Here is a 26,799-nt window from a genome sequence, read left to right as displayed (position 1 = left end):
CAAGGGATGATGGTAGGTCCACGCGCTGGAGGTGGGTTGAAAGAAATTCGACAACACATGTATTCAGTGAAAGGGGATGAACGGCTGTGAGCTATGCCGCTGAGTTCGCTTCATTGGTGAAGGACAGGGAAAGGGAGAAGCGGAAGCATCCTGACAATAAGGCAGCATGTGCTTTTATGGCCCCATGGGTCATCGGGGCTGTCTTTTTGTCGCTTATACCAATGATCGCTTCCGTTGTCTTGTCGTTCACCAAATACAACATGCTGACCAGTCCAAAATTTGTGGGCCTGCAGAATTTTGCCACCCTGTTCAAGGATATAAGATTTCAGCATTCGCTACGAGTCACCTTCACCTATGTCATTGTGTCTGTGCCGCTACAGCTTTTGGCTGCGCTGGCACTCGCAGTGATCTTGGATCGCGGAATGAAGGGGTTGACATTTTATCGCTCCGCCTTCTATTTGCCTTCAATGCTCGGCGGTTCCGTGGCCATAGCAGTCCTATGGAAGATGGTGTTTGGTTCGGAAGGACTATTTAACAATTTCCTGAATATGTTCGGCCTTCACATGACTCAGTCCTGGATAGGAAATCCCGCCACTGCAAATTGGACCTTGGTGGCTTTGCATGTCTGGCAATTCGGTTCCGCCATGGTGATCTTCCTGGCGGGATTACGGCAGATTCCCCGGGAGCTCTACGAGGCCGCGAGTGTCGATGGGGCGGGAAAGTGGAGGCAGTTCCGGTCAATTACCATGCCGATGCTGTCGCCCATAGTCTTCTTCAACTTGGTCATGAGCATCATCAATAGTTTTCAGACCTTCACCCAAGCATTCGTGGTCTCCGGAGGCACGGGTGGACCATCCGACTCCACGCTGTTCTACACCCTGTATCTCTACCAACAGGGTTTTGGCCAGCTGAAGATGGGTTATGCTTCCGCAATGGCTTGGATCCTGGTGCTCATCGTGGCTGTATTTACACTGATCAATTTCGCTCTTTCAAAGTACTGGGTGTATTACGATGACTGATTCGCACAAAAATTTGAAAACAGGCTCTCCGTCCGCTGCTCTTCCCGTTTTTGGTCATCGGAGCGCGGATATATTCAAGCAGCTTATCAAGCAGATTCTCATGTTTGTCTTTGCCCTTGTCATGCTTTATCCAATCTTGTGGATGATAGCTTCAAGTCTGCGCGGGCAAAATGAGATTTTCAAGAATATGGGGCTCTTGGTAACCCACCCAATCTGGTCGAACTATGTCAAAGGCTGGAATGCGCTAAGCTACCCGTTCAGCAAGTATTTCATCAATTCATTCATCATTGTGATCTTTGCCATCATTGGCAACATCATCACCTGTTCGCTGACCGCCTATGCTTTTGCACGATTGGATTTCAGCTTCAGGAATATCATGTTCGGCTTTATGCTGCTCATGCTGATGGTCCCAATCCATGTCATTGTGATTCCGCAGTACATCATTTGGAATTCCCTGGGCATGATCAACACGATCGTGCCGCTGGTCCTTCCCAAGTTCCTGGCCATGGATGGGTTCTTCGTCTTTCTGTTTTATCAATTCATACGAGGCATACCCCGGGATTTGGATGAAGCGGCGAAGATCGATGGAGCCGGTCATCTGCGGATATTCTTCCAAGTGCTTCTGCCATTGATGAAACCGGCCATCGGGACAACTGCCGTATTCACCTTCATGTGGACCTGGAATGATTTCTTCAGTCAGCTCATCTATCTGACCAAACCACAGTATTATACGGTCCCCATTGCTCTCCGTACTTTCATCGATGCCCAATCACAGTCATCCTATGGCCCCATGTTTGCCATGAGCGTCCTGTCGATTGTCCCGCTCTTCCTGGTCTTCTGCTTCGGACAAAGATATCTGGTCGAGGGCATTGCAACAACCGGCGGCAAGTAGCGATATCCGTGTCGAGTGTGGAGGAATGCGGTCTGTCCGGAGGGCAGGGAGGTAGACGTGAGCATGTTGCGGTACAAAGACGCATCAAAGTGGCGAGGTGGTAAGCGCTCAGATGCCCAGCCGTTGACAGGTATAAGACAGCTGGTGCATGTAATGGCAACAAGGCCGTGGCAGCTTATCCAGGCGAGCCTGGTCTTCACCCTCGCCTGTCTGCCAATAATCACCATACCCTTGGCCTGTTCAGCCCTGTGCCGGGTTTGCGATATGCTCATGCAACGCCGGATCTGCAATCCCTGGCATGATTTTCCAAGGGCCATGATCCAAGATTGGAAGCGCGTCATGTGCGCAGGATGGACGCTGCTGGCCTTTCAGGTGGTTGCTTTCACGGGGATTGTCTTCTGTTCCCGGGCTGGAGGACCTGGCGGCGATATAGCCATGATGGGATTCATCCTTATATTCGTCTTGTTCTGCATGGCTGCCACTTATGTTTTTCCACTCATATGGGCGACTGATTTGCATTACCGTAATCTGGTCCGCGATTCCCTGTTATTGACCATGATCAGGCTGCCCCGGAACATGTTGGTTCTCCTCGCGGGGCCTTGCCTGATCGTGATCACGGCCCTTCTCGTTCCGGATCTGCTCTGCATCCTGCTCCTGCTTGCCTGGGGTCCGTTGGCTCTTGTCCATGTATGGAACGCTTCTGAAGGCATCAGGCAGTATGTCATCGTTGGACGAACTTCCGCATGAAAGGAGGTGGAGTTCAATAGACGATGCCTCAACCCAGTGGTCATAGCCCAGGATTTGCTGCTGGAGAAGGCATCGTCCGGAATACGCGCTTCGAGCTGGTTTTTATGAAGACGGGTGTGAAACCCTGTCTGCTTTTCAAGGAGGAATGGCAATGAAATACAAAAGTACGCTGATCGCAGCCGTTGCTGCCGCTTCTGCTGTGGTTATGGCTCTGTCGGGCTGTGGTAGTTCAGTCAGCGCCAGTGGTGGCGGCGATGACCCGACTTTGGCCCCCAAAGGGGAGAAGGTCTCTATCACGCTGAACTGGTGGGGCTCCGACGCTCGCGTTAAGCTGACCGAATCCGCAGTGAAGCGATTCGAACAGGCCAATCCCAACATTCACGTAGATATGCAATACTCCGATTGGGGTGGATATTGGGACAAGCTGGCAACCTCGGTGGCTGGGGATAACGCTCCTGACGTGATGCAAATGGATGAAAGTTATTTTTCCTCCTATGCCTCGCAAGGATCGCTCTATGACCTTTCCAAGGTTTCGAAATACCTGGATCTGGGAAACATGGCTGCGGAAAACAAGAAAGCCGGACAAATCGATGGAAAGCAGTATGCAGCCGAAACAAGCGTCACTTTGATTGGCGTAATCGTCAATATGGACATACTGGAGAAATTGGGCATCACCCTTCCTGACACCTCGAAGTGGACCTGGAAGGAGTATGAAGATGTCTGTCAGCAGGTGGTCGATAAGTCCAATGGTCAGTATGTGGGCACCCAGCCTACCTTCGGCGGCTATGACTTCCAGCTTTGGCAGCGCCAACATGGCAAGAGAACAATGTTCACTGGCAACAAGGTCACCATCGATAAGAAACTGATGTCAGACTACATGCAGAAAGCCTATGACTGGACCCATGGCAAGAACCCCATTGCCGGCAGTCCCGACAGGTGGAGTGAGCAGTTCTCTGCAGTAAACGGAACCCTCCAGGATTCGGATATGGCCAAGGGCAAGCAGGCTCTCTCATTCGGATCAGGCGGCCTCTCATCCCAGCTGGCTCAGTATGCAAAGGCACTGGGAACTGAAAACTTCAAGATAGTTCCCATGCCTGCTGACAAGTCGGCGAGTAAGAAGTACTATTACATGAAGCCGGGGATGTACTGGTCGATGTCGGCGAAGACCAAGCACCCCGCAGAATCTGCCAAGCTGATCGACTTTCTGATCAACGATGATGAAACCGGCAAGGAGTTTGGCACGGACCGTGGCATCCCCTCCAACAAGAAAATTCGCAAGGAACTGGACAGCGTTGCGAATCCGCTTGATAAGCAGCTGTTCGCGTTTGTGGATCAGATGAGCAAGATCTCTGGTCCCAATCCAGACCCGACCCCTAACGGAGCCAGTGGGTTTACCAACGCCTTCCTACGCAAGCTTCAGGATGTCGTCTTTGATAAGTCCAAGCCTGATAAGGCTGCAGATGAATTGATCAGCGAAATTCAGAATTCGGTAGATACCGCATCCTGATAAAAACCGCTGGAATTCAAGGGTGGGAGCAGCAGAGCGGTATGCCGCGATGTTGCTTCACCCCTTGTTTTCACGTGCTGGCGCCGTGCTGTTCCTGACAATAAGTTTGGTGGGAAATACGTTTTCGTTCTCCACCTTTTGCCCATCCTTCATTTGCAGAATAAGTTTAACGGCATGACGGGCCATCTCGGAAATCGGCTGTTCAACCGTGGTCAAGGCTGGACCCAGGTATTCCGAGGTTCGGATGTTGTCGAATCCGACTACGGACAAATCGCCTGGAATGCTGATGTCCAACTGTCGGGCCGCTTCATAGATGCCCATGGCCTGAAGGTCGTCACCAGCAAAGATGGCTGTTGGCCTATTGTCCATGGAGAGCAGGGACAGGGCCTGTGCGCGACCGTCGCTTTCGGTGAATTGACCTGAACGCTTCAAGGCGGGATCCACAGGAATGCCTGCCTTGGCCATGGCTGAGCAGTATCCGTCATAACGTGCCATGGAACAGGTCATGTCTTTCGGACCAGTGATGATTCCGATCCGGGTGTGCCCCAGGGAGATTAGATGTCTGGTTCCCAAAAGTCCACCAGTCCAATTGTCCGCCCTGAGCGTGATGGAGTCCTGTGCGACTTCGCCTCGTGCATCCACTGTGACGAAAGGAATATTGCGGGATGTGAGCAGGCGTCTTTCCTTCTTGTTGCCTTCCAGAAGCACAAAGATAACCCCAATTGGACGCCGTCCCAGAGTCCCGTAGACCCAGGAATGATTGTCGCTCTCGTCACCGGTCTTGGCCATCGTCAGAGTGACGCTCAGGTCGTTTTCCTGAGCCATTTCGCTCACCCCTTGGAGGATCTCCAAGGACCATACGGTATCGATTCGTTCGAGAATGACTTCAATCGAATTGCTGTTGGCGGTCTTGGTCAGCGATTTCTTGTATCCTGCCGAGTCTAGCAGCTTCTCGATATGGTCGCGTGTGGTCTTGGCTACATCGGATCGTCCATTGACGACTTTGGAGACAGTGGCAGTGGAGACTCCGGCCTCTTTTGCAATGTCAGCGAGTTTCACAACTTTCCTCATGATTCGGGAGCCTTTCCGAGTAAGTGTGCGATTGAATTCATCGAAACTTTCTAAGTAATTACTAGATTACTGCTCACCTGTGTCTAATAGAAAGGTAGTGGACTCTTTTGTGTCGTCTAGGACACTGTCTGGGAATCATTGTACAAGGTACGTATATAATAAAATTACGAAGCTAGTAACGAAATTTACGTTATCAACTATGCCAAGTCTGCAGCGAAGAAGGAATGAGCATGTTTGAGCCCATGTGGCTATCGCCAAAAGTCATAAGACCCATAGTCGGCACCCGCAGGTTCTATATTGAGGGTCTTGATTTTCAAGATCCTGTCGCGACGCGCATATATAGAGAACTGCTTGATTTCTTCGGGGCTAGCCAAGCGGCTGACCGGGAGTGCGCGGATTTGGTCTTCATAATGAATTCCGCTGCCTTACCCGCGGAACAGGACGGGGCCTATCGCATCCACACAGAGGGGGATTGTGTCTGCATCGAAGGCAATACGGCCACGGCCCTCCTCTATGGCCTCTACGGATGGGTGCGCAGAAAGGCATGCGGGCAGCAGATCGATGACTTTGAGTCAGTGCCGAATCAAGCATTGAGAATGATCGACCACTGGGATCAGACGGATGGTTCGGTTGAGCGCGGGTACGCAGGCGAATCCATCTTTTTCGGCGTTCTGGGTTCTAATAGCCATGCTGATTTCCGTAATTTTCCTGATCGGCACCAGGACGATCCCTTCCGAGGTGATCTGGCAAGGGTGACCGCCTATGCACGTCTTCTGGCATCAATCGGTATCAATGCCATAGCTTTGAACAATGTGAATGTGCGAGGCCAGGCCAAGAAACTGATTGTCGAACCATACCTCGACCGGGTTGCAGTGCTCGCGGGCATCTTCGGGCAATTCGGCATTCGGGTCTTCCTGTCGGTGAGCTTCGCTTCGCCCATCGATGTCGGAGGTCTGTCCACGGCGGACCCCCTTGATGATGAGGTGTCGGCTTGGTGGGAAAAGACAGTCGATGATATATATGAGCGCATTCCCGCCTTTGGCGGTTTCCTGGTCAAAGCGGATGCTGAAGGAGAGCCGGGCCCCATGCGGTACGGGCGCACCCACGTCGATGGGGCCAATATGCTGGCTCGACCCCTGTCCAGGCACGGTGGCCTTGTCATATGGAGGGCCTTTGTCTACGACTGCAATCAGGACTGGAGGGATAGGAGCCTGGATAGGGCCAAATCCGCATACGAGAACTTCATTGGTCTTGATGGGCTGTTTGCCGAAAATGTCGTTCTCCAGGTCAAATTCGGCCCCATCGATTTCCAGGTCAGCGAGCCTGTCAACCCCTTGATAGGTCGCATGACCCGTACGAATCTTATGATCGAGTTCCAAATCACCGCTGAATACCTTGGTCAGCAGATTGACGTCAACTATGTTCTGCCGCAGTGGCTGGCAATGACCAATTGGGATACCTGTGCCCCACAGACTGATGCACGTGTCAAGGCCGTGGTGCCGAAGCTGTGCCTGGTTTCCGCTCATACGGGTTTCGCAGGAGTCAGCAATGTGGGCATGGATGACAACTGGACAGGAAACACCCTGGCTCAGGCTAACCTTTACGGGTTCGGTCGTATGTGCTGGGATCCCGAGGCCACGGCTGGCTCCATTCTGGATGAATGGATGACGCTCACCTTTCCTGATTTGCGCGGCCCGGCAAGGGAGGCCGTCAGTGAGATCATGCTAACTTCGAACAAAACCTTCAAGAACTACACCGCTCCTCTGGGTGTAGGGTTCATGGTCAAGCCCGGTTTGCACTATGGCGTGGACGTGAACGGATATGAATACGACCGGTGGGGCACGTATCATTTTGCTGACCGAGACGGAATCGGCGTGGACCGAACGAAATCAACCGGGACAGGCTTTACGGCCCAGTATCATAAGGCTCTTGAGGAGCGGTTCGAACATGCGGAGACAACCCCGGACGATCTGCTGCTCTTCTTTCACCATCTGCCTTATGACCATGTGCTTCATGATGGGCAGACGCTCATCCAGCACATCTACAGCTCCCATTTCGAAGGCGTAAAGGAAGTTGAGCGATATATAACGCTTTGGAAGAAAGTCAAGGGCTCGATTCCCCAGGCTGACTGGGAGAACGTGGCAGACAGACTCCAGGCGCAGAAAGCCGACGCAGTCGAATGGCGCGATCAGATAAACACATACTTCCATCGCATGAGCGGAGTGCCCGACAGGCTCGGCCGCAAGATTTACGCATAAGGGGGAAATACAGATGATCATTGACAATCCGGTGTTAAGGGGCTTCCATCCTGATCCATCCATGATTCGTGTTGGGGACACCTACTATATAGCCACTTCCACATTCGAGTGGTTTCCCGGCGTACGCGTCCATTCTTCACGTGACATGGTCCATTGGCAATATGTGACCAGCATCCTGAATTCCGAGAGAATGGTCAATCTGCGTGGCGACCCCTCCTCGGGCGGCGTCTGGGCTCCTGACCTCTCCTATTCCGATGGACGGTTTTGGCTGGTCTTCTCGGATATCAAGACCGTCACGGGCACCTTCAAGGATGGCACCAACTATCTGACCAGCGCCGAGCGCATAGAAGGACCCTGGACCGATCCAGTGCCCATCAACTACGTGGGATTCGACGCATCCCTCTTCCACGACGATGACGGCAGAAAGTATCTGATTCAGCAGACCTGGGATCATCGTGAGTATCATCATCACTTCGACGGAATAACACTGACTGAATTCGACACATCCAACATGCGGCTGTTGCCTGAGACATCCAGAACCATATGGAGGGGAACGGATGTCAGGTTGTCTGAAGGCCCTCATCTTTACAAGATCAATGGGTGGTACTACCTGTTCGCGGCCGAGGGGGGCACGACTTTCTCTCATCAGGAGACCGTCTCACGTTCGCGGACGCTTCAGGCTGACTCTTTCGAAACCATGCCGGGGGATGAACCCTTCCTGAGCAATTTCGATACCCCCCGGTCCTACCTGCAGAAGCAGGGGCATGGATCGCTGGTGGACACCCCCATGGGAGAGTGGTATTACGCATCGTTGTGCGCTCGTCCCTGGCACCGACCCCAGGAATCGGTAGTGGATCCTCGAGGGTGGTGCACCTTAGGTCGCGAGACATCCATCCAGAAGGTGGAGTGGGACGAGGACGGATGGCCTCACATCAAGGGAGGCCACGGAGGCAGTCGGTATGTGGAGGCTCCCAAAGATGCCCCAGTGTCTTCGCAAGAGCACGAGGAGGGCCATCAGCATGATGATTTCGAATCGGATACGCTTGGTCCGGATTGGTGTACATTACGGGTGCCCTTCAATGAAAAAATGGGCTCAGTGGGTGCAGGCTCCCTCCGCTTGAGGGGCCAGGGGTCGCTGCATAATCTTTTTGACTTGTCTCTGGTGGCCAGACGCTGGCAGGCCTTCGACTTCGACGCTCAGGTGCGGATGGATTTTGAACCGAGGTCCTATCAGGCTATGGCGGGGTTGACCAACTATTACAGCGACGCAAATTTCAGTTGGATATTTGTCACCTGGGATGAAAGGCGTAGCACGCGGGTGATTGAGGTCGCCCAATCTGATGGAAATCGTTACGTCTCATACCTCAAGGATGAAGCAATTCCTGTGCCTACGGGCGCTCATGTCTGGTTCAAAACCAAAGTCCGCACCTCGTCCTACTCCTATCAATACTCATTCGATGGTCGTCACTGGGCCACGGTTCCGGTTATCCTGGATGCGGCAGTCCTTTCGGACGACCATGTGTATAAGCAGATTGACGGTTACTTCACCGGTGGTTTTGTCGGCTTGGCAGCGGTTGATTATTCGGGTTATGGGAGCCTGGCCACTTTCAGCTCCTTTGATTACAGGGAGCTAAAGGAGAGAGCATGATCAGCGGTGTGCAGATGTTCTGCTCGGAGTTCATGGGCACCGCCCTTATGATGGCCATCGCGGTCATGGTTGCCGCCAGTAGGTCGCTCCCCAAGACAGGGGCCTATCGAGCCGACTGGATCAACGCGTCGTTGGGCTGGGGTCTTGCTGTCTATGTAGGCGTATATGCGGGGTGGAGAACGGGCGGCCATCTGAATCCGGCGGTGACCCTGGCCAGGGTGGTCGGTCACTGGATTGACCCACAAGCAACCCTGAACGGCCTGGCAATGGGCAAGGGTGGCATTCCGGTCACCATGGCCAATGTGGCCATCTTCATTTCCGCCCAGTTCCTTGGGGCTTTCTTAGGTTCCTGTCTGGGCTACCTGGGCACTCGCAAGCATTTCGAACTTTCGACCGATACAGATACCAAACTCATGATTTTCTGCACCAAGCCGGCCATACGTTCGAATTTCTGGAATCTGACATCGGAGGCCATCGGCACGGCCATCCTGGTTTCCTGGGTTTTCCTCAATGGTGGGACTCCTACGCAAGTCGGGCCGCTGGGCGTGGCCCTGGTCATCACGGTTCTGGTTATGGCCCTGGGAGGGGTTTCTGGTGCGGCCATGAATCCTGCACGTGACTTTTCCGCCCGATTGGCTTACTGCCTTCTGCCCATGTCCGGCAAGAAGGATGCGGACTGGAGCTACGCCTGGATACCCTTTGTCGGGCCGATCGTCGGAGCCTGCATCGGTGTGCTAGCTCCTGCCTGGATGGGGCTTCTGCCTTGATTGTCGACATGGAAAAGCCCCTGGCCCTGTCAGGGGGTTATTACGACAGAACCGGGGGTCGAGTTAGTTAGGTAGCTCGAGCTCAGTAGCTGGCTGAGGTGGGCTCCTGGAAGCGGACTGTCAGCCCGCGGCCGTGGTGAAGGAACATCTCTGCACCGTGGCGGTCGACGTCGCGATGGGTGAAGAGCATGCGGATGGCGAAGGCTGTCTGGGCATCATCAGGCAGGTCCAGGAAGGCCTTATGCGCATCCCAGCCATCAGCTGCGACAGCCTTGTTGGGTACGTAGGCATATCCATAGCCGTCCTCGTCCACGTAGCCCAGGAAAGGCAGGTCCCATGCCTGGTGGTAGCTCAACTGATTCTTGTAATCCTCGACCTTCTTGAGGGCCTCGTCGCTGATACCGTACTTGCGGGCGACCTCGTTGGCCTTGGCGGTCTTCGCGGCGGCATCTTTTCCGAACATGGAAGTATCAACAACAATGACTGTATCGTCTACCATGACTGACCTTTCTGTGTGACGGCCTGCACGTGTGACAATCGACGTCATGACCGTGCAGGGCCATGACCGTTCAGGTGACCGTCCATCGTCGACGGTGACCTCTGGATGCAAGATTCCTTCCACTTGCAAGAATACCAAATTTCGTCTGCAGATAGGGGCAGGGAACCGTGAGGTTCGCCATAGGCGCCTGTCATCAGTGAAGAAGAGGCCCAGCTGTGTTCTCATGCAGGGAACGATCAGCCCAGGTCAGTATCCTGATCCCTGCGATGCCGCAACAGGCACATCAGTGCCAGGCCTAGTACGGCAGTGCCGACAGTCAGTGCTACAGGCATGACTATGTCTGCGCCGGAGGCGGCTAGGGCCTGTGAATTCGTAGAAGATTTCGCTTGGTCACTAGAAGACTGGTTTCCTGGTGCCGGTTTTTGGCTATTGGAACTAGTCTGATCTGTTTTGTTGGGCGCATTATTCGATTCGCCCGGCTTGCTCGGTTCTACCGGTTGATTCAGCTTGTTATGTTCTCCGGAGTTGCCAGGGTCGTCGGGGTTATCTGGCTTATCAGGCTTATCAGGCCGGGCCCGGTAGGTGTTGGTGAAGGTGGGGTTGTTGCCGTCGATGGCGGCTTGGAGCTGGCCTTGCTGGTCGTCGGTGACGTGGACGGTGATCTTGGCTTCGTTCGTGTCGTAGGCGATGCCGGGCAGGCTGCCTTGGACCTCGTTCACGGAGTACGTGTACTCGCCGGCCCTATCCAGGATCAGGGGCTTGAAGGCGATTTTCCCCTGGGCGTCGTTGGATGCCTCGTCCAGCTTCCCCTTGTCCTTGTCCCACAGGCGGAAGGAGAACTCCCCGGCCTTCAGGCCCCGGCCGTCCAGGTGCTTGACGGCGGTGATGCTCACCGTGGCGGGCCGGGCCCGGTAGGTGTTGGTGAAGACCGCCGTGTCTATCTTGCTGCCCTTGCTGTCAGTCCACTGCGTCTTGGCGGCACGGTGTAACTGAGCTGCATCGGTTGTCAAAGTGATGGTCAGGGTTGCAGTGCTCTGATCATACGTCAGACCAGGAATGGAGCCGGTTTCCTGGTGTATACGATACTCGTAGCTGCCATCGTCGGGCAGAGCAGACACGTTGACAGGCACCTGGGTATTTTGGTTGTCGGCGTCTATGGTGATTTGGCCGGGCAACGCTGCGGACGGTGCGCCACGCAGGGGGTCGACAGCCAGTGTGAAGGAGTCTGAGTTAAGCCAGTTCCTGCCTTGGATCTGTACTTTGACTCCGGCAGACACTTCATTGGTGCCCATTGTTCCTGTCAGGCCGCAGTTGTTGAAATCCAAGGATTGGCTGGCCGTGTCCACCATATCCTCGGCCTTCTGGAACTCAATATCGTTGATGACGGCACCTTTCATGGTCCCGCCCTCCAGTATGTCGCTGGCTGATGAGTTTTCGCTCGGGCTGGCTCCGCCGGCCTTTTGGATTGTTGTAGTCAGGTGGGTCCAGTTCGTGTTCGGAGCGGGGTCGAAGCGCAGGTGGAATTTCCCTGCCGGTATATTGGTCAGTTCGTACTTGCCCTGGGAATCAGATTTTGTGCTCAGATCATCATGTGGGGTGACGACCGACTTGGCGGGCTTGTCGTCAGTATCGTCGAGCAGGGTCACTTTGACATCTTTAAGCAGAATATCGTCCGAAGAGCGTGTGCCGTCCCCATTGACGTCGTACCATACGATACCACTGATGGAACGTTGAACAACCATGGCCTGGACAGGCATTTGGTTCAGTGCATTGCCCCAGCGATTCCGATAGAGGTCGCCGGAGGAGTTGTTTCCGGGATTTATATGGAAAGTAATGTCATAGCGGAATTGGTTGGGCTGCCCATCGATGATGAAAGCCCAGGCGACCACGTTTTCAGGCATTTTCACTTCGCCACTTGTTGTGTTGAAGTCAGCCTCGTCCCAAGAGAGGTAATCCTGGGATTGTATGGAACTCGTGTCATTCACCCGCCATCGAGAATCTGTGGTGTAGCGGATGGTGATTCCGCTCAGACTAGCCCCCGCCGAAGCTTTTACGTTCATATCGGCAAAAGTGGGTTCCCCGTGGAAGTCGGGTTTGCCGCTTGTCTGTTTGTACGGCATGATGTCGATGGCATAGTGATGCTGTTTGCCACTGCCTGAGGTGCTGCTCAGCATGTTGGTGAAGCCGATTGGTGCACCGGCTTCATTAGTATCCTGTACGGCCGAGGTGGAAAGGCTGGTTGTGTTGGTTCGCCAGGCGTGGATGGTGAAGGAATCGGCAGTCTTCAAGTATGTGTTGGGCTGGGACATATTCTGTTTTGACTGAACTGTGGCAGAGGTCGTCAAGTCTTCGTTGGAGCCGATGTCTTTGCTGGGGTCAGGCAGGTCACCCAGGGAGGTGGAGAAGTGGATGACGCGGTTGTTGCCGTCCACAGGGATGTTGGTCAGTGTCCAGGACAGAGTGGTGATTCCGGTTACGGGGTCCGTGCTCACTGATGGCTCACAGGCGGTTCCGCCCTCTATGTGGCCCATCTCAGGCGTGGCTTCCGTATATGTGCCGCCCAATCGGGCGCTGCCGGGGATGTAGTGGAGCTTTGCCGGTAGTTTGTCGGTGATGTAGAGTTCGGTTCTGGCGCCCTTGTTGGCTTGCGAAGCTGAAGTGCCGGTGTTGATGGTTAGCCGCCAGTCAACGAACCGTTGATCGTTGTCTATGTCAAAGTATTCTTTGGGTTTGGAATTGGTGCTTGTTTGTGCTACGGCGTTGGAGATGGTGTTGGTTTCGCCGGCTACATAGAGGCTGTCCCCGTGCTCATTGCCGCCGGTGTCTCCGCCCAGGTAACCGTTTATTTGGTCATAGCTGGCCTTGGTATAGCCTCCGGCGGATGTAGCTAAGACGGGAGATTTGATTTTGGCCAGCTCGTAGGGGTTCTGTTGCTTGGCCCAGTCTTCCCATTCCTGATCGCTGGAGTTCTCGGGGCTCAGCCCGGCCATAGCTGCTAATTGGCTGCGGGTGAAGGTGCGCGAAACTGATGTCAGCTGGGCTACAGAACCTACTTTGGCGTCGGGGAGGGCATTGATCACAAATCCGCCGAAGCCGAATCGGGAATTCTCTTCGGCAAACTTGGAGGGCGCGGCGGTGTGCCCGCCCAGCAGCATGCCTACAACCGTGCCATGCTCCTTTGCATCCTTCTGCGTGCTATAAAAGTTCAGATCCTCTATGTCGGCATTGGCTTGCTCAGTGTCGTTTTTCCAGTCCTTTCCGTCGGGTTTGGTGGTGTACATGACCAGTTCCTGTGACGGGTTTTGATCGCTCGTTGACTCGTATTTATCGTATTTGCCGTTCTGCCAGATGCCATTGACCCAGGGAATATCCAGACCTGCGGGGTCCGGTAGTCTAACGACCTTTGGGTCGATCTTGACCAAGGACATTCCCAGCAGAGGCAGATCGGCCTTGCTGGTTTTGAAGTTAAAACCGGCCGTTACCCGCACTTTGGTCCCTGCGACTGCTGAGTCGGTCCCCCGTAGGTTGTCAGGAGCATTCCACCACCCGCAGTCCACCCCGTCATCAAAATAGTTAGGAGCCGTCATGCAACTGTACTGAATGATGTTGCTGATGCCTGCCTTTGATGTGTTGGAGCCTAGCGCGAAGATGACGTTGTGCCACATGTCATCGGACTGGTCGGGTTGGTTTGACGTGTCCTTGGGGCCGGTGGCAGAGGGTAAAGACTGGTTTGATAGCGATTTCGCACCCAGGTTGCCCTCGTCGACCTTGCTCTGCAAGCTGAGACCGGTCTGTCCATAGTAGTTGGCCACGTCCTTGTCGCCGACAGTGGAGGGGTTGAAGACATATAGGTAACCAGTGGAGATTTCGGCCACTTCCTGTCGCGTGCAGTCAGTCGAGGCCAGGGCAGTCGTGCACTTGGCGTCTAGTGCGTAGGTGTGTCCCAGATAGGGGAAGGGGTCGTTGGTTTCATAGTCCTTCAAAGTCAGGTCCAGCCTGAGGCCCTGGCTGTTGCGCTGTTCAGCCACGGTGTAATGACCATTGCCTTGGACTCGGTCCTTCCCAGCCGTGCCACCCGTGGATCGGGCATAGCCATAGTTGCTGAGAGTGGGTCTCCAGCCCTGATCGCCGGTGTCGCGCCCGCTGTTGTTGAAGTCGCCGTCGATGGTGCCGATGTCCCAGAAGTAGGGTTGCAGATCCTCTATCTTCGGATAGGCATCTCCTCCAGCGGTCTGCCACAAATTGCTCAGTGACAGGGAAAAGGTTATGGGGCCAATGGGAACCTCAAGACCCTTGAGACCCTTGGTTCGATCGGGCCAACGCATGTCAACGGCCCAGTTGAACTTGCTGATGATCCCCTTGCGCTTACCCAGCTCATGGTTGGGGTAATTGCTGGCGGCTGGGGTGTTGAAGTCGAATATTTGGTTGCCGGAGCCCTCATTGGTTCCGCCAGTGATTCGCAGGTTCAGATTGAGCTTGGCCGACACGGTGACCTGATCGGATGTGGCTGAAGCAGGATCGGTCTTGGTGGTGGTATTCGGAGCGCCCCAGGCTTGGACCTCGGGGGCGAATTTGCTGCCATTGGGCATGCTTCGGACCCGGAGGACCAGAGTGACGCTGGAGGATCCCGGAATAACGGTAGGCAAATTCTGTGGGGCGGTGAGTAGCCTGTAAACGGTAAGCACCTGTGTCGGATGACCGTCGATGGTCTCTGTAGTTTGCTTTGGCCGGTATTCTGGCGTAGTGTCCACCCAGCCCATGGAATTCACATCAAAGGTGACCTGGTCCTCAGGCTGGTTCAGTTTGAATTGGAAGCCTATTCGGCCTCGGCGATAACTGGTTGTCTCGCTGCGGGTATTTACGGCAAAAGAGTAGGTGTAGGACACCTTATCGAAAGTGCGCACTATGTCATTGTCTGCATCGTGGTCGTCGCCGGGGCTGTTGTCTTTGTCGAAAGGAGCCGTGCCGGTGGAGCGGGATGCCTGGGATAGTGTGGTGACCACGGCGTCGTCGGTGTCCAGCATCTCCTTGATTGCCGATTTGGAGGTCGGCCTTCTGCTGGGTTGTATGGGCGCGGCCTGGTTCGGGGGGGGGGGTCGACTTCGACTTCTGAGTGGTTTGCGCTGCCCCGGACGTGGCAGTGTCTAACTGTGGAGTCGAGGTTTTGGTCTACGTGGATGACACCTGGTTTGTCCCAGTCGCCTGTTGTGCATGTGTCGTTGCAGATGTTGATGTGGAGGCGGTGGTCTGGGCATCAGCTGTCTGCCCACCATCGGCTATGGCCATGGTGGGTATCAACATGGCCATAGCCATCAGGCCGGCCAGGACTTTTCCACTCAAATTACCCTTTGCCACGTTTCTCCTTTTGAGCGCCGACGACCGCCTAGGGCGTCGGTCCGGGCATCCCCTTCAGGTCATCCGGTCGACTGTCTACGATGGTTCTCGAGTCATTCGATACTAGTTTTATAGAACAGTATACAAAGTCATTGGTTATAATTCCGCTGTTAATATGCGCCTCCGGAGTAAAGGGCCGACTATGGACATAACAGGGAGGTCTGCATGAGTGAACGGGATCATCATGAGCTCTCGCCTGCTGATTTTCCGGGTCACGGAATACGAGAGCGGTTGGCTGTCTACGGGTTCTTCATCATCATGGGCATCGGTACTTCGGCCTGGATTTCTCGACTGCCAACAGTCAAGGCCAGCCTTGGTCTGCAGCCTTCGGGCCTGGCTCTGATGACCATCCTGGGCGGCTGCGGCGCTCTGGTCGGCATGCTGGTCTCAGGAGTGTTGACTGATCGGCTGGGCGTGCGGCGGGCCATGCTGCTGGCGGCCTCCACCTGGTGCCTGGGCATGGTAATCGCGGCCTTGGCTGTCACTCTGCGATCAGTGCCTGGGGTGGTTTTGGGGTTGCTCTTTAACTCGGCTGGGATTAGCCTCTGGGGAACGGTCAACACGGTCGAGGCCGGGGCAGTGGAGCGCTTCTCCTCTCGGTCTATAATGCCGCGCTTCCATGCTTCGTACAGTCTGGGCATGTTTCTTGCCCTGGGGCTGGGCTCGCTCCTGTCTCATCGGGGTGTGGCCATAGGCGTGCACCTGGCTGTCAATGCTTTGATCAGCCTGGCTCTGGTGGTCGCCTGCGTCCTGCTCTGCCCGGCTCAGCCTCTAGGGGATTACAAGGGCGGCGCTGACGACGAACGTTCGGATCAGCAGGCGGGGTCGGAGCAATCATCCTCCTTGGGCAAGCAGTTGGCTGCTTGGGGCGATGCACTGGTTCTCATGCTTGCCCTGATCAACGTGGCCTTGGAGGCCAGTGAGGGTGCCGTCAATGACTGGAGCGGAATCGGCCTGGTCGATGCCTTCGGTGTCCCTGAGTCTCAAGCCGGTCTTGCTCCCACGATCTTCGCTGCAACCATGATTGTCTCAAGGTTGCTGGGTACGCATCTGATTGAACGACTGGGGAATATGCGCTCGTTGGTCCTGACCCTCCTGGTCTCGGCTCTGGGCATCCTGGTCTATGCTCTTTCGCCCTCTTTTGTGTTTAGTCTTGTGGGCACTGGGATCTGGGGTGTCGGAGCCGCTCTGGGCGTGCCCATTGTCACCACTTTGGCAACCAGGGATCCAGCCGTGGCGGCCCAGCGTGCTTCGGTAATCTCCACTGCCTACTACGGGGTCTCCTGGATCATTCCTCCGGCTATTGGATTTTTGGCCGACCATACCGGTGTCAGGCCTGCTCTGCTGCCCTTGGCGTTCTTGCTGGCGGCGGTTACCCTCTTGGTGCCCACGGTGTCCAGGCTCACTCGGGAATGACGCCCTTCGGTTTGCAAAACTCCGCCAGCCGGTCGTCGGGCGAATACAAGAGATGGAGACCGGCAGCATGGTCTTTGGGCAGATACTCGGATTCAAACAACCGTTCCCAAATATTGCCGTACACGTCAGTGAATTTTATGGCTACTGCATTCAGTCGGCACCGGTCCTGAGGATCGTTTTTGTCTAAAAAGCGTGGGGATTCAAAGATGTTCCCAGGGCAGATGGTAGGCAGGCTCCAGGTAAATCGTGAATCTGGATCCATCGAGATTATCCAATCCGCTGTTGGCAATGTCCGCCAGGCGTGATGATGGCCGAATCCAGGCCACCGGTAATAGTTGGCTTTATTGTGCTGGAGATTGATGGTTTGTAAACGGGAATGCTTCAACAAATCCTCATGGACTAGGATTGAGACTTGGCGAATGGTGCCTTCGCTGTGGTTGGTGATGATCAGGTATTCATCTGCCCCTTGCTTCTGATTGTCGTTCCGAGCAGTCTTGGACTCCCAAACATCAACTCGTGAAGCTTGTTTGAGCAAGTCTAGTAGAGGTTGTAATTGCGCCGTTCGTCGTCCCTTGCAAAGGTCATCTTCATCTGTCAGGCGGAGTACGCGATGGTCGCAGGAATAGCTACAAATGTGGCTAAGGCTGTGATGGAATTAATGATATATCTTTACACTTTAGTACGTTCTCAACTAGCAATTGGGGTGACTTCTTACAAGAGGCCATCATCAGTATTGGAAAGCTTTATAGCCTTCCTTTAGATCTTTCTTGGTCACAGACGGATAACGGTCAAAAAGAAACCTGTCCATTTGCTTGATCATTTTCTTAGCAGCATGTTTGTTCATAAATATCGCGTTACGACATGTTATCTGCCAAGGAAGCTTGGGTTCCACCCCATCGATGAGCCACTGAATAAGGTTCGGGCGTATGAAGTTCACATAGCCACCGACACCTGGCAGACAACCTAATTCGTATCCTCTGCCATAGGTCTCAGAAGCAATAAGCAGATGAAGTATCCCGTGCTCGATGAGATTGCAGTATACAAGCCGGTTCTTGCGCTGGTAATCAAAGGGAATGTCCATATACCTGATAAATTCCGGCGAGGCCATCATAATCATCTTGTCTTCGTCGATGTGATGACAATACAAACCCTCAGAGGTGCGGGAAATCTTTCTCTTGGTAGGTGCTTTAATTCCCCCGGCTTTGAATCGTGCATAAGACTTCTCGGAAAAGTAATCGTCTGCCGCCCCTCCGTATTTGGTCAAAAAAACATTTACGGCTTCTTGATAGGTACCCTGTAAAAGTTCAAGTCCGTACATTCAGACCCTCCTGGTTATATAGCTTGGGACTGATTTATAGATACAACACCCAACGCCACTGTCGTGTATCTTAAAGCTATCTCATCGAGGATAAGACATGCTATTGGTTAAAAGTGGAGCATCTGATTTTGCATTTTGGGAAATCGGCATCAGTAAACTTGCTGGGGATATTCTAGCAGACGATACTATGCCACAGCGATGTACTCGATGCCGACCGATGCTCTGACTGTTCCTCAGATCGAGTCTCAATGAGTTTTATCGCGGTACACTGGTTGGCTATTTGCGACTGAAATGATGTGATGATTTGATCCTGCTGATGAGTACGTTCACGCAGACGATCCAATGCAAATCGATCATCTTGGGTCAATTGCATCATGCACGGGCAAGCTGTTGGCGTAGGTATTCGCTGTTGCTGGTCTTTTACACCGACATCATCGAAAAATATGGGGATACTTGGCTCATCTAAAACTAACGTTATGGCATAAGATGTGTATGCCTGTTCCGGGTCGCGCTCGACTCCGGAATATCCGATCGGTATCATGAGCCCGAAACGATCTGTGTCACCAAACTCGTTCAATATATCAACCCTATCAGCCACCGCCCAAAGGGTCTGCAAGTATCTCAGTAATAATGCCGTTGGGACGTCTATTTGCCTCACTCAGCGTCGAATAATCAGAATCCTGTGAAATGATGGGTCGCAAGGGTTCCGGACGGATGCAAAGCAGCATAGAAAGCGCAAGGAGAAAGCTCAGTGTCAACCCTGCCAGTAATGCATTCCTGTTTCACTCTGTAGGAATACGTATCAGAAAGACCATCATCAAGTAAGTTGTTCAAAGGCACCTTACTATTTACGGGGCTATTTTATCAATATATGAGATTGATGACGTTGATGATGGGCACGGGCGCCCCCTAAATATCTGCAAAATGGTCCTAAGCATAATCGTCCATCGATGTTATACGTGATCCTATGCTGTCTATAGGGTGATGGTCAGATAGTCAGATGGATGCCTTTCCCTGCCAGATTCTCCAAGCACTCCTGCAGATAGGATGCATCATGCTCGGGGTAGATGGGGTCCGTCAACGGCTCTACAACCAGATCCTCATAGGGAGGGCAATGTCTGCCACGGTAGAGCGGGTCATACCAGGCGGGATCAGGATGATAGCCGCGCTCGCGCATCGTTGCCATGACCAGAAGATGAAATTGAAAGAGCTTGTATGGGCAGTGGTGGAAGACGTAGTCAACGGTGGCATGCCGTCGACCCCACCCCAGGCCCCGCAGTGCAGTGATCTCCCGATGCTGGCCCAGCAGCTGCTGTCTGGGAAGCAACGGGATCAGATCCTGATGCCACAATCGCATGACGACCCCCTCGTTGGGGTCATAGACGAACCCCTCCTTCAGCCTAGCCGCTTGCATCACTGTAAGCGGACTGGCAGAGGGAGGGGTTCCGGCAATTCCTTACTGGAATTCCTTACTGGGCGATGAATCCACCGTCCACAACAAATTCGGCACCCAGCGCGAACTTGGATTCGTCGCTGGCCAGATAGACGCAGATTTCTCCGATGTCCTGGGGCTCTCCGATATGGCCCAGAGGCGTCAACTTGCTCATCCTGTCCTCAAGGCTCTGGCTAATCAGAGGGGTCTTGATGAATCCGGGATGGACCGAGTTAATGCGAACACCGTAATTGTTGTTGGCGGAATCCAGGGCGGCGGACTTGGTCAGTAGCCTGGTACCGCCCTTGCTGGCGTTATAAGCTCCGGCTCCGCTCAGGCCTACGAAGCCCTCGATGGAGGAGATGTTGATAACGGATCCACCGCGACCCTTCATGACCCGCATGCCATGCTTGGTGCCAAGGAATGTTCCGTTGAGATTGATGGCGATGACCTTTTTCCAGTCCTCGTAGCTCTCCTGGTCCATGGTGGCCCCGCTGCCGCCTATGCCGGCATTGTTGACCACGGTGGTCAGTTGGCCCAGCTCCTTTTCAACGGTGTCGATGGTGGAGACCCACTGGTCCTCGTCCGTCACGTCCAAGGTGTGGAAAACGACCTGCCCGGGGTGCTCCTGCATGAAGCTGCGTGAAGCATCGCTCTCCTTGATGTCGGTAAGGGCCACCTTGGCTCCCTCGCGGACGAAGCATTCGGCTATGCCCACGCCCATGCCGCCGGTTCCTCCGGTGATAATGGCTACCTTACCTTGTAGTCGATCAGTCATGTCCACTCCTTTATAGAGATGTGCTGTCGTATTCCATCCTATGGGATGGCATGCCCACGCTGATGACCGACGTATGTATGACCCTGGTCCCACCAACGTTTCGAAGTTGTCCATGAGGTGCCGACGGTTCCGCGGGGGGTCACAATATATTCCCCGCTGAAGCAGCGTGTCTGTTCTGCTGACTGTGTTGCGCTTAGACGTCGAGCAGATGACGGTAGAGTTCATGATCCACAGGTCGGTCAAGACCGAGGTCGGTGATGGTGACAGGTACTCGGCCCTTGCCGTCCGGCCCTGGTTTCTCCGCGGCTCGCGATGGCCCCATCGCGCTGACATGACCAAGATAGTAGTAGCGACGGTTTGCCGCCTCCTGTCGACGCATGACGGAAAGCGAAATGATTGTGAAGGCTGTCAGTTGCAGGGCCAGGTCAGGCGATCTGATCGGTCAACTTGCGCGTACCTTTCAGGGGGATAATGCCTAGGAACAAGGCCACAACCATGATCAGGATGCTCAGACCGAACATGATGATGTAGCCGTGGGGCTGGTCAGCGATGGCGCCCCAGAAGAGAGCTGCGAAGGCCGAGGCTAGGGACCCAACCATCTGGATACGTGCATAGATGTTGGTGTAGTCGCGCGAGCCGAAGACCGCTGTAACCAGGATTGGTGTCTGCACAGTAGTGCAGGCGTAGACAAGGCCGAAGGCAAAGGCTCCCAGCAGGAGGAGCACGGGCAATCCGGGGAAGGCGACCATGAGGCAGACGCCGAGAATGCCGCCGCCGATGCCCAGACAGAGACCGCCTACGATGCTGCCGTCGTTGACCATGCCCAGGATGATCTTGCCGATGGCCTGGCCGGCCATGCAGGAGGAGGCGATCAGTCCCGTGTAGGCTGCCATGGATGGCAGGGATGCCGCGTAGGAGGGCAGGAACTGGTAAATGGTCTGATTCATGGTGATCAGACCGCAGAAGAGCGCCAGCGCCCAGAAGGCAGGGGAGCGCAAGGCCTGGGAGGCAGTCATGCCTACGGTTGACGCTGCAGGCTCAGGACTCTTTTGGTCTTTGCTCCCGGTGCCTGCACTATTGGTGGCCGTCTCAGCTGCATCAGGCTCCTGGTCGGCGCCGTAGGGATGCAGACCCATCTGTTCGGGTGTGCTGCGAATGACGAAAATGGTGAAGGGCAGGGTGACCACCAGGATGAGAATAGCGAAAACCAGATATCCCCGCCTCCATCCATCAGGGGCGGATCTGATGATCATGGTGCCTATCTGGTTGAAGATCACGCCGCCTATGCCGGTGAAGGCCATGCACAGGCCGATGAAGAACCCGACCCGCTTGCGGAACCAGGCGTTGATGAGTGTTGGCACTGACAGATAGAGGACGGCCGGCATGCCGATTCCCAGAACCACTCCGCATAGATAGAACTGCCACATGGCGGATGATCGGGACATACCCAGGCAGCCCAGTCCAGCCAGGACGGTGCTTGCCGTCAGTACGATGCGCAGATCGTAGCGGTGCATCAGCCATCCGGCCACCGGCAGGAAGGCGACCATGGTGATGCTGAATATGCTGAAATATCCGGTGAATGCGGCCTTGGGAACATGGAAGTAGCTGCTGACAGGCGTGAAGAAGATACCTGCGCAACTGCAGACCAGCGATACCGGGATGGCCGTGAAGACGATGCCCGACAGCACGATCAAGTACGGGTAAACAGCCTGTTTTCGTGATGATGGCTGTGTCGGTGTGGTCGACATGACTGCGACCTTCCTCTCGCGGAATCGGGACTGGCTAACTGCTGCTTGGTTTGTATGCTCCCATTGTTCTGCGGTTTGTCTGCTTTGAATGTCCACTATGGGGAATTTAAGAACTAATTGTAGTTCAATATTTGACCCTCACCTATCGTTACAATGCAGACTATGAGGTTTTTTGTCGTCGCTGTTGTTGTCTCCTACAACCGCTCCAAACTCCTTAAGGAGTGCCTGGATGGCATAAGCAGCCAGTCCCGCAAGCCTGATCAAGTCCTTGTCGTAGACAATGCCAGCGAGGACGGACCGGTGGATGTGGTTTTGTCGCACCCCTCGAAACCTGACTTGGTCCGTTTGCATCACAATATGGGCGGTGCGGGGGGATTCGTAGCTGGCATGGCGGCGGCCCTGGCGAATATTCCTCCCCGGTGTGAAGCTTACCTGTGGCTGATGGATGACGATGTGGTGCCGCAGCCTGATGCTCTGTCTGGTTTGCTGGATGCTGCTTCCGAGGCTCATACCGACAATGGCTCTTGGCCGGCCCTTTTGGGCTCTGAGGCTGTCTGGGTCGACGGCCGGGTGCATGGGATGAACAAGCCCCGTCGACGTCTGCCGATCAGGAACGGCAGGCCACAGTTGCGGGTCAGCGCTCATGCTTACCAGGTCCGCTCCTTGTCTTTCGTCTCCTGCCTGGTGAATGTCAGGGCCATCCAAGCTGCAGGAACTCTGCCGCGTGCCGCCTTTTTCCTTTGGAATGATGACTTCGAATATACTTCCAGACTGCTGAAAACGGGTATCGGCTATTACGTTCCTGCCAGTCGGGTATGGCATAAAACCAAGGTCTTCGGCTCCAGCGATGCCGACCCGGGTTCTCGCTTCTTCTATGAGGTGCGCAACAAGATATGGATGTTCCGATTCAGCAGGGGCAATTTCACAACGATTGAATTTCTGGCACTGCTCGTTGCTACTGGCAGACGGTGGCTTCTTACCTTTGTCAGGGCGCATGATCGGCGGCAGATCTTGCATTGCTTGTCTCGTGGATTTAAAGCCGGCCTGGCTACACGCCCTAGCAGCAACCATGATCTGTTTGCCCGGGAACCCGAGGTTCAGGCACTGATCGACCGTGCCGATCAGGGACGGCAGGCGGTGATCCGGTAGAGCTTCGCCCGGCCTTGGCTGTCAACCAGTTGAAGGGCTTGCGGAACGGGTTGGAGTCCATTGAAGATCTGATGCTGGGGATCGTTGGCAACGTATGGTCCGCCCATATCCGCATACCAGTCAATGTGATGAGCGGTCAGGATCCTGCACACCTGCGGGTCTGAGTCTATGTGTTCGAAGTTTGTGGCCAGGTAGGCATGGTCATGGTCCCAATTCATGTACAAGTGGGCGTAGAAGGGTGTGGTGCCGCCAATAGCCAGCATGTATCCGCTGCCATTCCATGGATCGGACAGGACTTGCTCGCGATCTGATACATGGCGGCCCATTCTCTTCATCAGCAGGAATTCGTCAGTTGACAGCATCGGAGCATCGGCATTGTTGGCTGCGAAAGTATATGTTGAGCCTAAAGTCTTCTCCATGGAGTCCAACTGCGGATTCAAAGTGCAGATCAGCACGGCTACCGTGGCTGCCAACATCATAATTGGCATCGATATCATCTTCTCGGCCTGCGGCGTATACCTTTTCAAGGCCTCGATGCCATGTTCCAAGGCCATGCCCATGATGGGGATGGCTACTACAGGCCAGGCGGAGAAGAGGCGGCGTTGATCCTTGTACCACAAGGCTGTAAGGATCTTGGCCCAATCGGCATGGGTGCCCGCGCAGGCGACGAAGACCAGGCCCAGCAGCAGGAAGGATGACACTAGGAGCATGTCCTTTCTGCTGTGGTGCAGACAAAGCACAATCAGGGCCAGGATCAGGGCCAGAGCCAGGGGCCAGTATACCGGTAGTCGACGGTTGCCTGAATCGATGGGCTGTCCCAACAGGAAGCGCACTATGGCGGATGGCAGGTCTTCCGTAGGCTGTGCCGGGCCGCCGTTGAGATGATCCGATATTTTCCGGGCAGGACCCTGCAGGTACAGATTATGGAAGATCTTCAGGCCTATAGCCAGCAGGACCAGGAAGCCTGCAGTCAATACACCGGCGGCCACATGGAAACGATGCTTGTTGGTTTGGGCCAGCTGCCTCCCTGCCCTGATCAGCCAAGACAGAATCACTGGCAGCACAAGAAGAGCACCGGTCATCATGACTCTGAAATGGCAGAAGGAAACGGCGACGACGCTGAGGAGAATCCAGACAAGGCCGACTACGGATTGGCGGCTTTCCCGCCACCCGTCTATACACCAGGACCAGGTAAGCGCGACGAAGACGGGCAGTATGACCTGGCCGGCGAACATGGAATATAAGGTGCCCCAATCCAGCAGGAGGAAGGGGAAGCCCGCGCAGCATGAGGCGAGTACCGGTGTGAGCAGATCGCTCCAGGCATGTCTACCCAGCAGGGTTCTGACCAGAAAGAGCATGGAGACCGGCCAGATCAGAGCGGCGAAGACCAGCCAGGTGCAGGTGACTGCGCTGACTGCTGTGGCGGGCCTATAGGCCATTGCTCCCATGGCAGCGAATTCCTGAAAAGCGATGGGGTATATTTCCCTGATGGGCGGAAGAGCGTGCAGGGATGAAGCCTGACCGGTGAGCACAATTCGTGCCACAATGTTGTAGTGGAAGACCGAGTCGTAATTTTGCGTGACCTGATCCGGCGAAGGCGCGGCATGCATCAGCCTGATGCCGATGTTGCAGGCGGCTATTGCTGTGCCGATGACTGCGGGAAGGAAGGGCTTCAATCGAAGTTTGGTTTTTCCGTCATTGCTTGCCAGAGTCGAGGATTCTCGGCCAGCTCCATCAGGATTACGAAAATGATTGAAGAGCTTACGCGCCAGAAGAATGATGGCAATGAGTGCCATGGCCGAAAGCCCGTAAGATCGCCAGTTCCAGGATATGCCGAAGAGCTGGAAGAGCACGCCATCGATGCCCGCGAGTGCGATGGAGACCACAGGGCCAAGTGCCGTCACGAAGATGGGTTTGCGGCTGCCCAGTGCTGTCACCAGCAGGCAGCCAGGCAGATACAGGGCTGCGATGATGAACAGCAACAGTGGCCAGGATTGTTGCCAGGTCATCAGGGTTGATTGCATGAGTCACTTCTTTCTGCTGTCATTCACCGACTTCCCATGGAACCGGTTGAGCAGGGTGGTCATGATGGCGTACAGACAACTGCGGACTTGGTCGGGCAGCAGACGGTAGCAGGCGCGGATGAGGATGTTTCTGACATATTGTATAGGGTTGATGAAGCCGTCATGCAGAAAATCCTTTTGTAGATGCAGCTCGTCACGAAACATGCGCATGCCGCCTCTGCGGTGATACATAGCCGTATCAGATCGATAGAGGACCAGGGGTTTCTTGATGTTTCCGATATGCTCGCCGGCGACCAGCATGGTTTCCCAAAGACGGTAATCCTCAAAGCGCCCGGATCCCTCCGGATAACCGCCAACCCTGCACACGCTGGTCTTGCGAAAGGCCACACTGGGGTGATGCAGTGGGGAATGCAGGGTGGCGTATGTTCGAAGTTCGAATCCTCCGCTCGGCAGATAGCGGATCCGGCCGGGGGTGTGCTCGTCGTTTGAAAACTCCTGGATGGCGCTACCCAAGGCGTCTAGACCCGATGAGGCCAGCAGGGGGATGAGAACGCTGAATCTTGATGGCCGGGAGATGTCGTCGCTGTCCGCCCGGGCCACCAGTTCGTACTTGCAGGCCTTCAACCCGAAATTCAGTGCGTGGGCAAGTCCTTTGTTGGTCGGCAGCCGCACGATCGTGAACTCGGGCAATTCCTCGGCTCTATTGGCATGGAGCAACTGTGCCTTCAGCTGAGCCGGATATTGATCAATCAGCTGAGCCAGTTCTCTGCTCAATGGACCGTCGCGCACAATGACGACCTGATTGGGCATGAGGGTTTGTTCGATGGTGTCGGATTTCAATGCGCGGGCAACGAAGGAGGGCGTGTCCCCGGCATAGACAGCCATCAGGAGGGAAAACGGAGTGTGACTCTGGCTCCTTACGCTCATGGCAGTGCCGCCGCCTTTCTTCATGGATTACTGCGTCGATTCTACATGTGCCCATGCTGGCGTGGTCCGGACTGATCTTTCCTTGTCAAAAGGCTCAGCCCCTACCTCGTATTTGATCATGGTTGTGGATGTGGGTCTGGTTGTAGTTAAGACTTGCACTTCCAGCGACTCGAGGTTGTACCATCAGGCCGACCGAAGATCGGGG

Annotated in this window: 21 protein-coding genes; 9 read left to right on the top strand and 12 right to left on the bottom strand. The window is 54.7% G+C overall.

The annotated features are described in order from the left end of the window. Positions 1-86: 86 nt before the first annotated feature. The 4 genes from ACUIAF_RS05250 to ACUIAF_RS05235 all read left to right on the top strand — a co-directional run bounded on the left by ACUIAF_RS05250 (position 87) and on the right by ACUIAF_RS05235 (position 4,165). Complete coding sequence (locus ACUIAF_RS05250; protein ID WP_198216408.1) at positions 87-1,019, top strand: carbohydrate ABC transporter permease; 933 nt, start codon at positions 87-89, stop codon at positions 1,017-1,019. Next, positions 1,012-1,911 (top strand): carbohydrate ABC transporter permease, encoded by a 900-nt coding sequence (locus tag ACUIAF_RS05245; protein ID WP_445338014.1) that lies wholly within the window; start codon positions 1,012-1,014, stop codon positions 1,909-1,911. Before ACUIAF_RS05250 ends, ACUIAF_RS05245 begins: the two co-directional genes overlap by 8 nt. 153 nt (positions 1,912-2,064) lie before the next feature. Further along, positions 2,065-2,658: a DUF624 domain-containing protein gene (locus tag ACUIAF_RS05240; protein ID WP_445338013.1), complete on the top strand. Its 594-nt coding sequence runs from the start codon at positions 2,065-2,067 to the stop codon at positions 2,656-2,658. A 151-nt stretch (positions 2,659-2,809) separates the two neighbouring features. Continuing rightward, positions 2,810-4,165 carry an ABC transporter substrate-binding protein gene (locus ACUIAF_RS05235; protein WP_015021273.1) on the top strand — a complete coding sequence of 452 codons (1,356 nt, stop codon included), beginning with the start codon at positions 2,810-2,812 and terminating at the stop codon, positions 4,163-4,165. 57 nt (positions 4,166-4,222) lie between these two features. Here ACUIAF_RS05235 and ACUIAF_RS05230 read toward each other — a convergent pair whose 3' ends face one another. Further along, positions 4,223-5,236 carry a LacI family DNA-binding transcriptional regulator gene (locus ACUIAF_RS05230; RefSeq protein ID WP_015021274.1) on the bottom strand — a complete coding sequence of 338 codons (1,014 nt, stop codon included), beginning with the start codon at positions 5,234-5,236 and terminating at the stop codon, positions 4,223-4,225. A gap of 410 nt (positions 5,237-5,646) precedes the next feature. On the opposite strand from ACUIAF_RS05230, the gene ACUIAF_RS05225 reads away from it, so the two are divergent. The 3 genes from ACUIAF_RS05225 to ACUIAF_RS05215 are packed head-to-tail and all read left to right on the top strand — an operon-like array spanning position 5,647 to position 9,909. Beyond that, entirely contained in the window at positions 5,647-7,494 is a 1,848-nt protein-coding gene (locus tag ACUIAF_RS05225; RefSeq protein ID WP_445338010.1) for an alpha-glucuronidase, read from the top strand. Positions 7,495-7,507: 13 nt separating this feature from the next. After that, positions 7,508-9,142, top strand: coding sequence for a glycoside hydrolase family 43 protein (locus tag ACUIAF_RS05220; protein WP_445338008.1), 1,635 nt, complete (start codon positions 7,508-7,510; stop codon positions 9,140-9,142). Further along, a complete protein-coding gene (locus tag ACUIAF_RS05215; protein WP_015021277.1) occupies positions 9,139-9,909 on the top strand; it encodes an MIP/aquaporin family protein in 771 nt (256 codons plus the stop codon). Before ACUIAF_RS05220 ends, ACUIAF_RS05215 begins: the two co-directional genes overlap by 4 nt. 82 nt (positions 9,910-9,991) lie before the next feature. On the opposite strand, the gene ACUIAF_RS05210 is transcribed toward ACUIAF_RS05215, so the two are convergent. The 3 genes from ACUIAF_RS05210 to ACUIAF_RS05200 form a co-directional block, all read right to left on the bottom strand. Further along, positions 9,992-10,408 carry a hypothetical protein gene (locus tag ACUIAF_RS05210; RefSeq protein ID WP_015021278.1) on the bottom strand — a complete coding sequence of 139 codons (417 nt, stop codon included), beginning with the start codon at positions 10,406-10,408 and terminating at the stop codon, positions 9,992-9,994. 236 nt (positions 10,409-10,644) lie between these two features. Further along, on the bottom strand, positions 10,645-15,432 hold the full coding sequence (locus ACUIAF_RS05205) for a Spy0128 family protein (RefSeq protein WP_445338007.1): 4,788 nt from the start codon (positions 15,430-15,432) through the stop codon (positions 10,645-10,647). Between the two features lie 145 nt (positions 15,433-15,577). Continuing rightward, positions 15,578-15,763 (bottom strand): hypothetical protein, encoded by a 186-nt coding sequence (locus tag ACUIAF_RS05200; RefSeq protein ID WP_445338006.1) that lies wholly within the window; start codon positions 15,761-15,763, stop codon positions 15,578-15,580. Positions 15,764-15,967: 204 nt separating this feature from the next. Between ACUIAF_RS05200 and ACUIAF_RS05195 the strand changes: the two genes are divergently transcribed. Continuing rightward, positions 15,968-17,218, top strand: coding sequence for an MFS transporter (locus tag ACUIAF_RS05195; RefSeq protein ID WP_015021280.1), 1,251 nt, complete (start codon positions 15,968-15,970; stop codon positions 17,216-17,218). Here the strand turns inward: ACUIAF_RS05195 and ACUIAF_RS05190 are convergent. The 6 genes from ACUIAF_RS05190 to ACUIAF_RS05165 form a co-directional block, all read right to left on the bottom strand. After that, positions 17,205-17,753 carry a hypothetical protein gene (locus ACUIAF_RS05190; RefSeq protein WP_445338004.1) on the bottom strand — a complete coding sequence of 183 codons (549 nt, stop codon included), beginning with the start codon at positions 17,751-17,753 and terminating at the stop codon, positions 17,205-17,207. The genes ACUIAF_RS05195 and ACUIAF_RS05190 overlap by 14 nt on opposite strands. Before the next feature lie 192 nt (positions 17,754-17,945). Then, entirely contained in the window at positions 17,946-18,536 is a 591-nt protein-coding gene (locus ACUIAF_RS05185; protein WP_445338002.1) for a hypothetical protein, read from the bottom strand. Positions 18,537-19,524: 988 nt separating this feature from the next. Then, positions 19,525-19,950: a TIGR02328 family protein gene (locus ACUIAF_RS05180; RefSeq protein WP_445339164.1), complete on the bottom strand. Its 426-nt coding sequence runs from the start codon at positions 19,948-19,950 to the stop codon at positions 19,525-19,527. A gap of 55 nt (positions 19,951-20,005) precedes the next feature. After that, complete coding sequence (locus ACUIAF_RS05175; RefSeq protein ID WP_015021283.1) at positions 20,006-20,746, bottom strand: SDR family oxidoreductase; 741 nt, start codon at positions 20,744-20,746, stop codon at positions 20,006-20,008. Between the two features lie 193 nt (positions 20,747-20,939). Continuing rightward, the gene (locus tag ACUIAF_RS05170; RefSeq protein ID WP_445339163.1) at positions 20,940-21,068 is read right to left on the bottom strand and encodes a hypothetical protein; all 129 of its coding nucleotides are present in this window, start codon (positions 21,066-21,068) and stop codon (positions 20,940-20,942) included. A gap of 103 nt (positions 21,069-21,171) precedes the next feature. Then, complete coding sequence (locus ACUIAF_RS05165; protein ID WP_445338000.1) at positions 21,172-22,494, bottom strand: MFS transporter; 1,323 nt, start codon at positions 22,492-22,494, stop codon at positions 21,172-21,174. Positions 22,495-22,647: 153 nt separating this feature from the next. Here ACUIAF_RS05165 and ACUIAF_RS05160 point away from each other — a divergent pair, with 153 nt between their 5' ends. Then, positions 22,648-23,643 (top strand): glycosyltransferase, encoded by a 996-nt coding sequence (locus ACUIAF_RS05160; RefSeq protein ID WP_198216418.1) that lies wholly within the window; start codon positions 22,648-22,650, stop codon positions 23,641-23,643. Here the strand turns inward: ACUIAF_RS05160 and ACUIAF_RS05155 are convergent. Further along, the gene (locus tag ACUIAF_RS05155; RefSeq protein ID WP_445337998.1) at positions 23,616-25,667 is read right to left on the bottom strand and encodes a DUF6541 family protein; all 2,052 of its coding nucleotides are present in this window, start codon (positions 25,665-25,667) and stop codon (positions 23,616-23,618) included. The two genes, ACUIAF_RS05160 and ACUIAF_RS05155, sit on opposite strands and share 28 nt — an antisense overlap. Before the next feature lie 3 nt (positions 25,668-25,670). Next, positions 25,671-26,594, bottom strand: a complete 924-nt coding sequence (locus tag ACUIAF_RS05150; RefSeq protein ID WP_445337996.1) for a glycosyltransferase — start codon at positions 26,592-26,594, stop codon at positions 25,671-25,673. Positions 26,595-26,799 lie beyond the last annotated feature (205 nt).

Source organism: Bifidobacterium sp. ESL0822, assembly GCF_052606675.1.
The sequence above is the reverse complement of the archived record's forward strand: the minus strand, read 5'-3'. Positions and strand labels throughout refer to the sequence as shown.

Excerpts from the sequence above, each read along its gene's own strand:
- ACUIAF_RS05245 (WP_445338014.1), top strand. The coding sequence starts at position 1,012 with ATGACTGATTCGCACAAAAATTTGAAAACAGGCTCTCCGTCCGCTGCT.
- ACUIAF_RS05240 (WP_445338013.1), top strand. The coding sequence starts at position 2,065 with ATGGCAACAAGGCCGTGGCAGCTTATCCAGGCGAGCCTGGTCTTCACC.
- ACUIAF_RS05235 (WP_015021273.1), top strand. The coding sequence starts at position 2,810 with ATGAAATACAAAAGTACGCTGATCGCAGCCGTTGCTGCCGCTTCTGCT.
- ACUIAF_RS05230 (WP_015021274.1), bottom strand. The coding sequence starts at position 5,236 with ATGAGGAAAGTTGTGAAACTCGCTGACATTGCAAAAGAGGCCGGAGTC.
- ACUIAF_RS05225 (WP_445338010.1), top strand. The coding sequence starts at position 5,647 with ATGAATTCCGCTGCCTTACCCGCGGAACAGGACGGGGCCTATCGCATC.
- ACUIAF_RS05220 (WP_445338008.1), top strand. The coding sequence starts at position 7,508 with ATGATCATTGACAATCCGGTGTTAAGGGGCTTCCATCCTGATCCATCC.
- ACUIAF_RS05215 (WP_015021277.1), top strand. The coding sequence starts at position 9,139 with ATGATCAGCGGTGTGCAGATGTTCTGCTCGGAGTTCATGGGCACCGCC.
- ACUIAF_RS05210 (WP_015021278.1), bottom strand. The coding sequence starts at position 10,408 with ATGGTAGACGATACAGTCATTGTTGTTGATACTTCCATGTTCGGAAAA.
- ACUIAF_RS05205 (WP_445338007.1), bottom strand. The coding sequence starts at position 15,432 with ATGCTGGACACCGACGACGCCGTGGTCACCACACTATCCCAGGCATCC.
- ACUIAF_RS05195 (WP_015021280.1), top strand. The coding sequence starts at position 15,968 with ATGAGTGAACGGGATCATCATGAGCTCTCGCCTGCTGATTTTCCGGGT.
- ACUIAF_RS05185 (WP_445338002.1), bottom strand. The coding sequence starts at position 18,536 with ATGTACGGACTTGAACTTTTACAGGGTACCTATCAAGAAGCCGTAAAT.
- ACUIAF_RS05180 (WP_445339164.1), bottom strand. The coding sequence starts at position 19,950 with ATGCAAGCGGCTAGGCTGAAGGAGGGGTTCGTCTATGACCCCAACGAG.
- ACUIAF_RS05175 (WP_015021283.1), bottom strand. The coding sequence starts at position 20,746 with ATGACTGATCGACTACAAGGTAAGGTAGCCATTATCACCGGAGGAACC.
- ACUIAF_RS05170 (WP_445339163.1), bottom strand. The coding sequence starts at position 21,068 with ATGGGGCCATCGCGAGCCGCGGAGAAACCAGGGCCGGACGGCAAGGGC.
- ACUIAF_RS05165 (WP_445338000.1), bottom strand. The coding sequence starts at position 22,494 with ATGTCGACCACACCGACACAGCCATCATCACGAAAACAGGCTGTTTAC.
- ACUIAF_RS05160 (WP_198216418.1), top strand. The coding sequence starts at position 22,648 with ATGCAGACTATGAGGTTTTTTGTCGTCGCTGTTGTTGTCTCCTACAAC.
- ACUIAF_RS05155 (WP_445337998.1), bottom strand. The coding sequence starts at position 25,667 with ATGCAATCAACCCTGATGACCTGGCAACAATCCTGGCCACTGTTGCTG.
- ACUIAF_RS05150 (WP_445337996.1), bottom strand. The coding sequence starts at position 26,594 with ATGAGCGTAAGGAGCCAGAGTCACACTCCGTTTTCCCTCCTGATGGCT.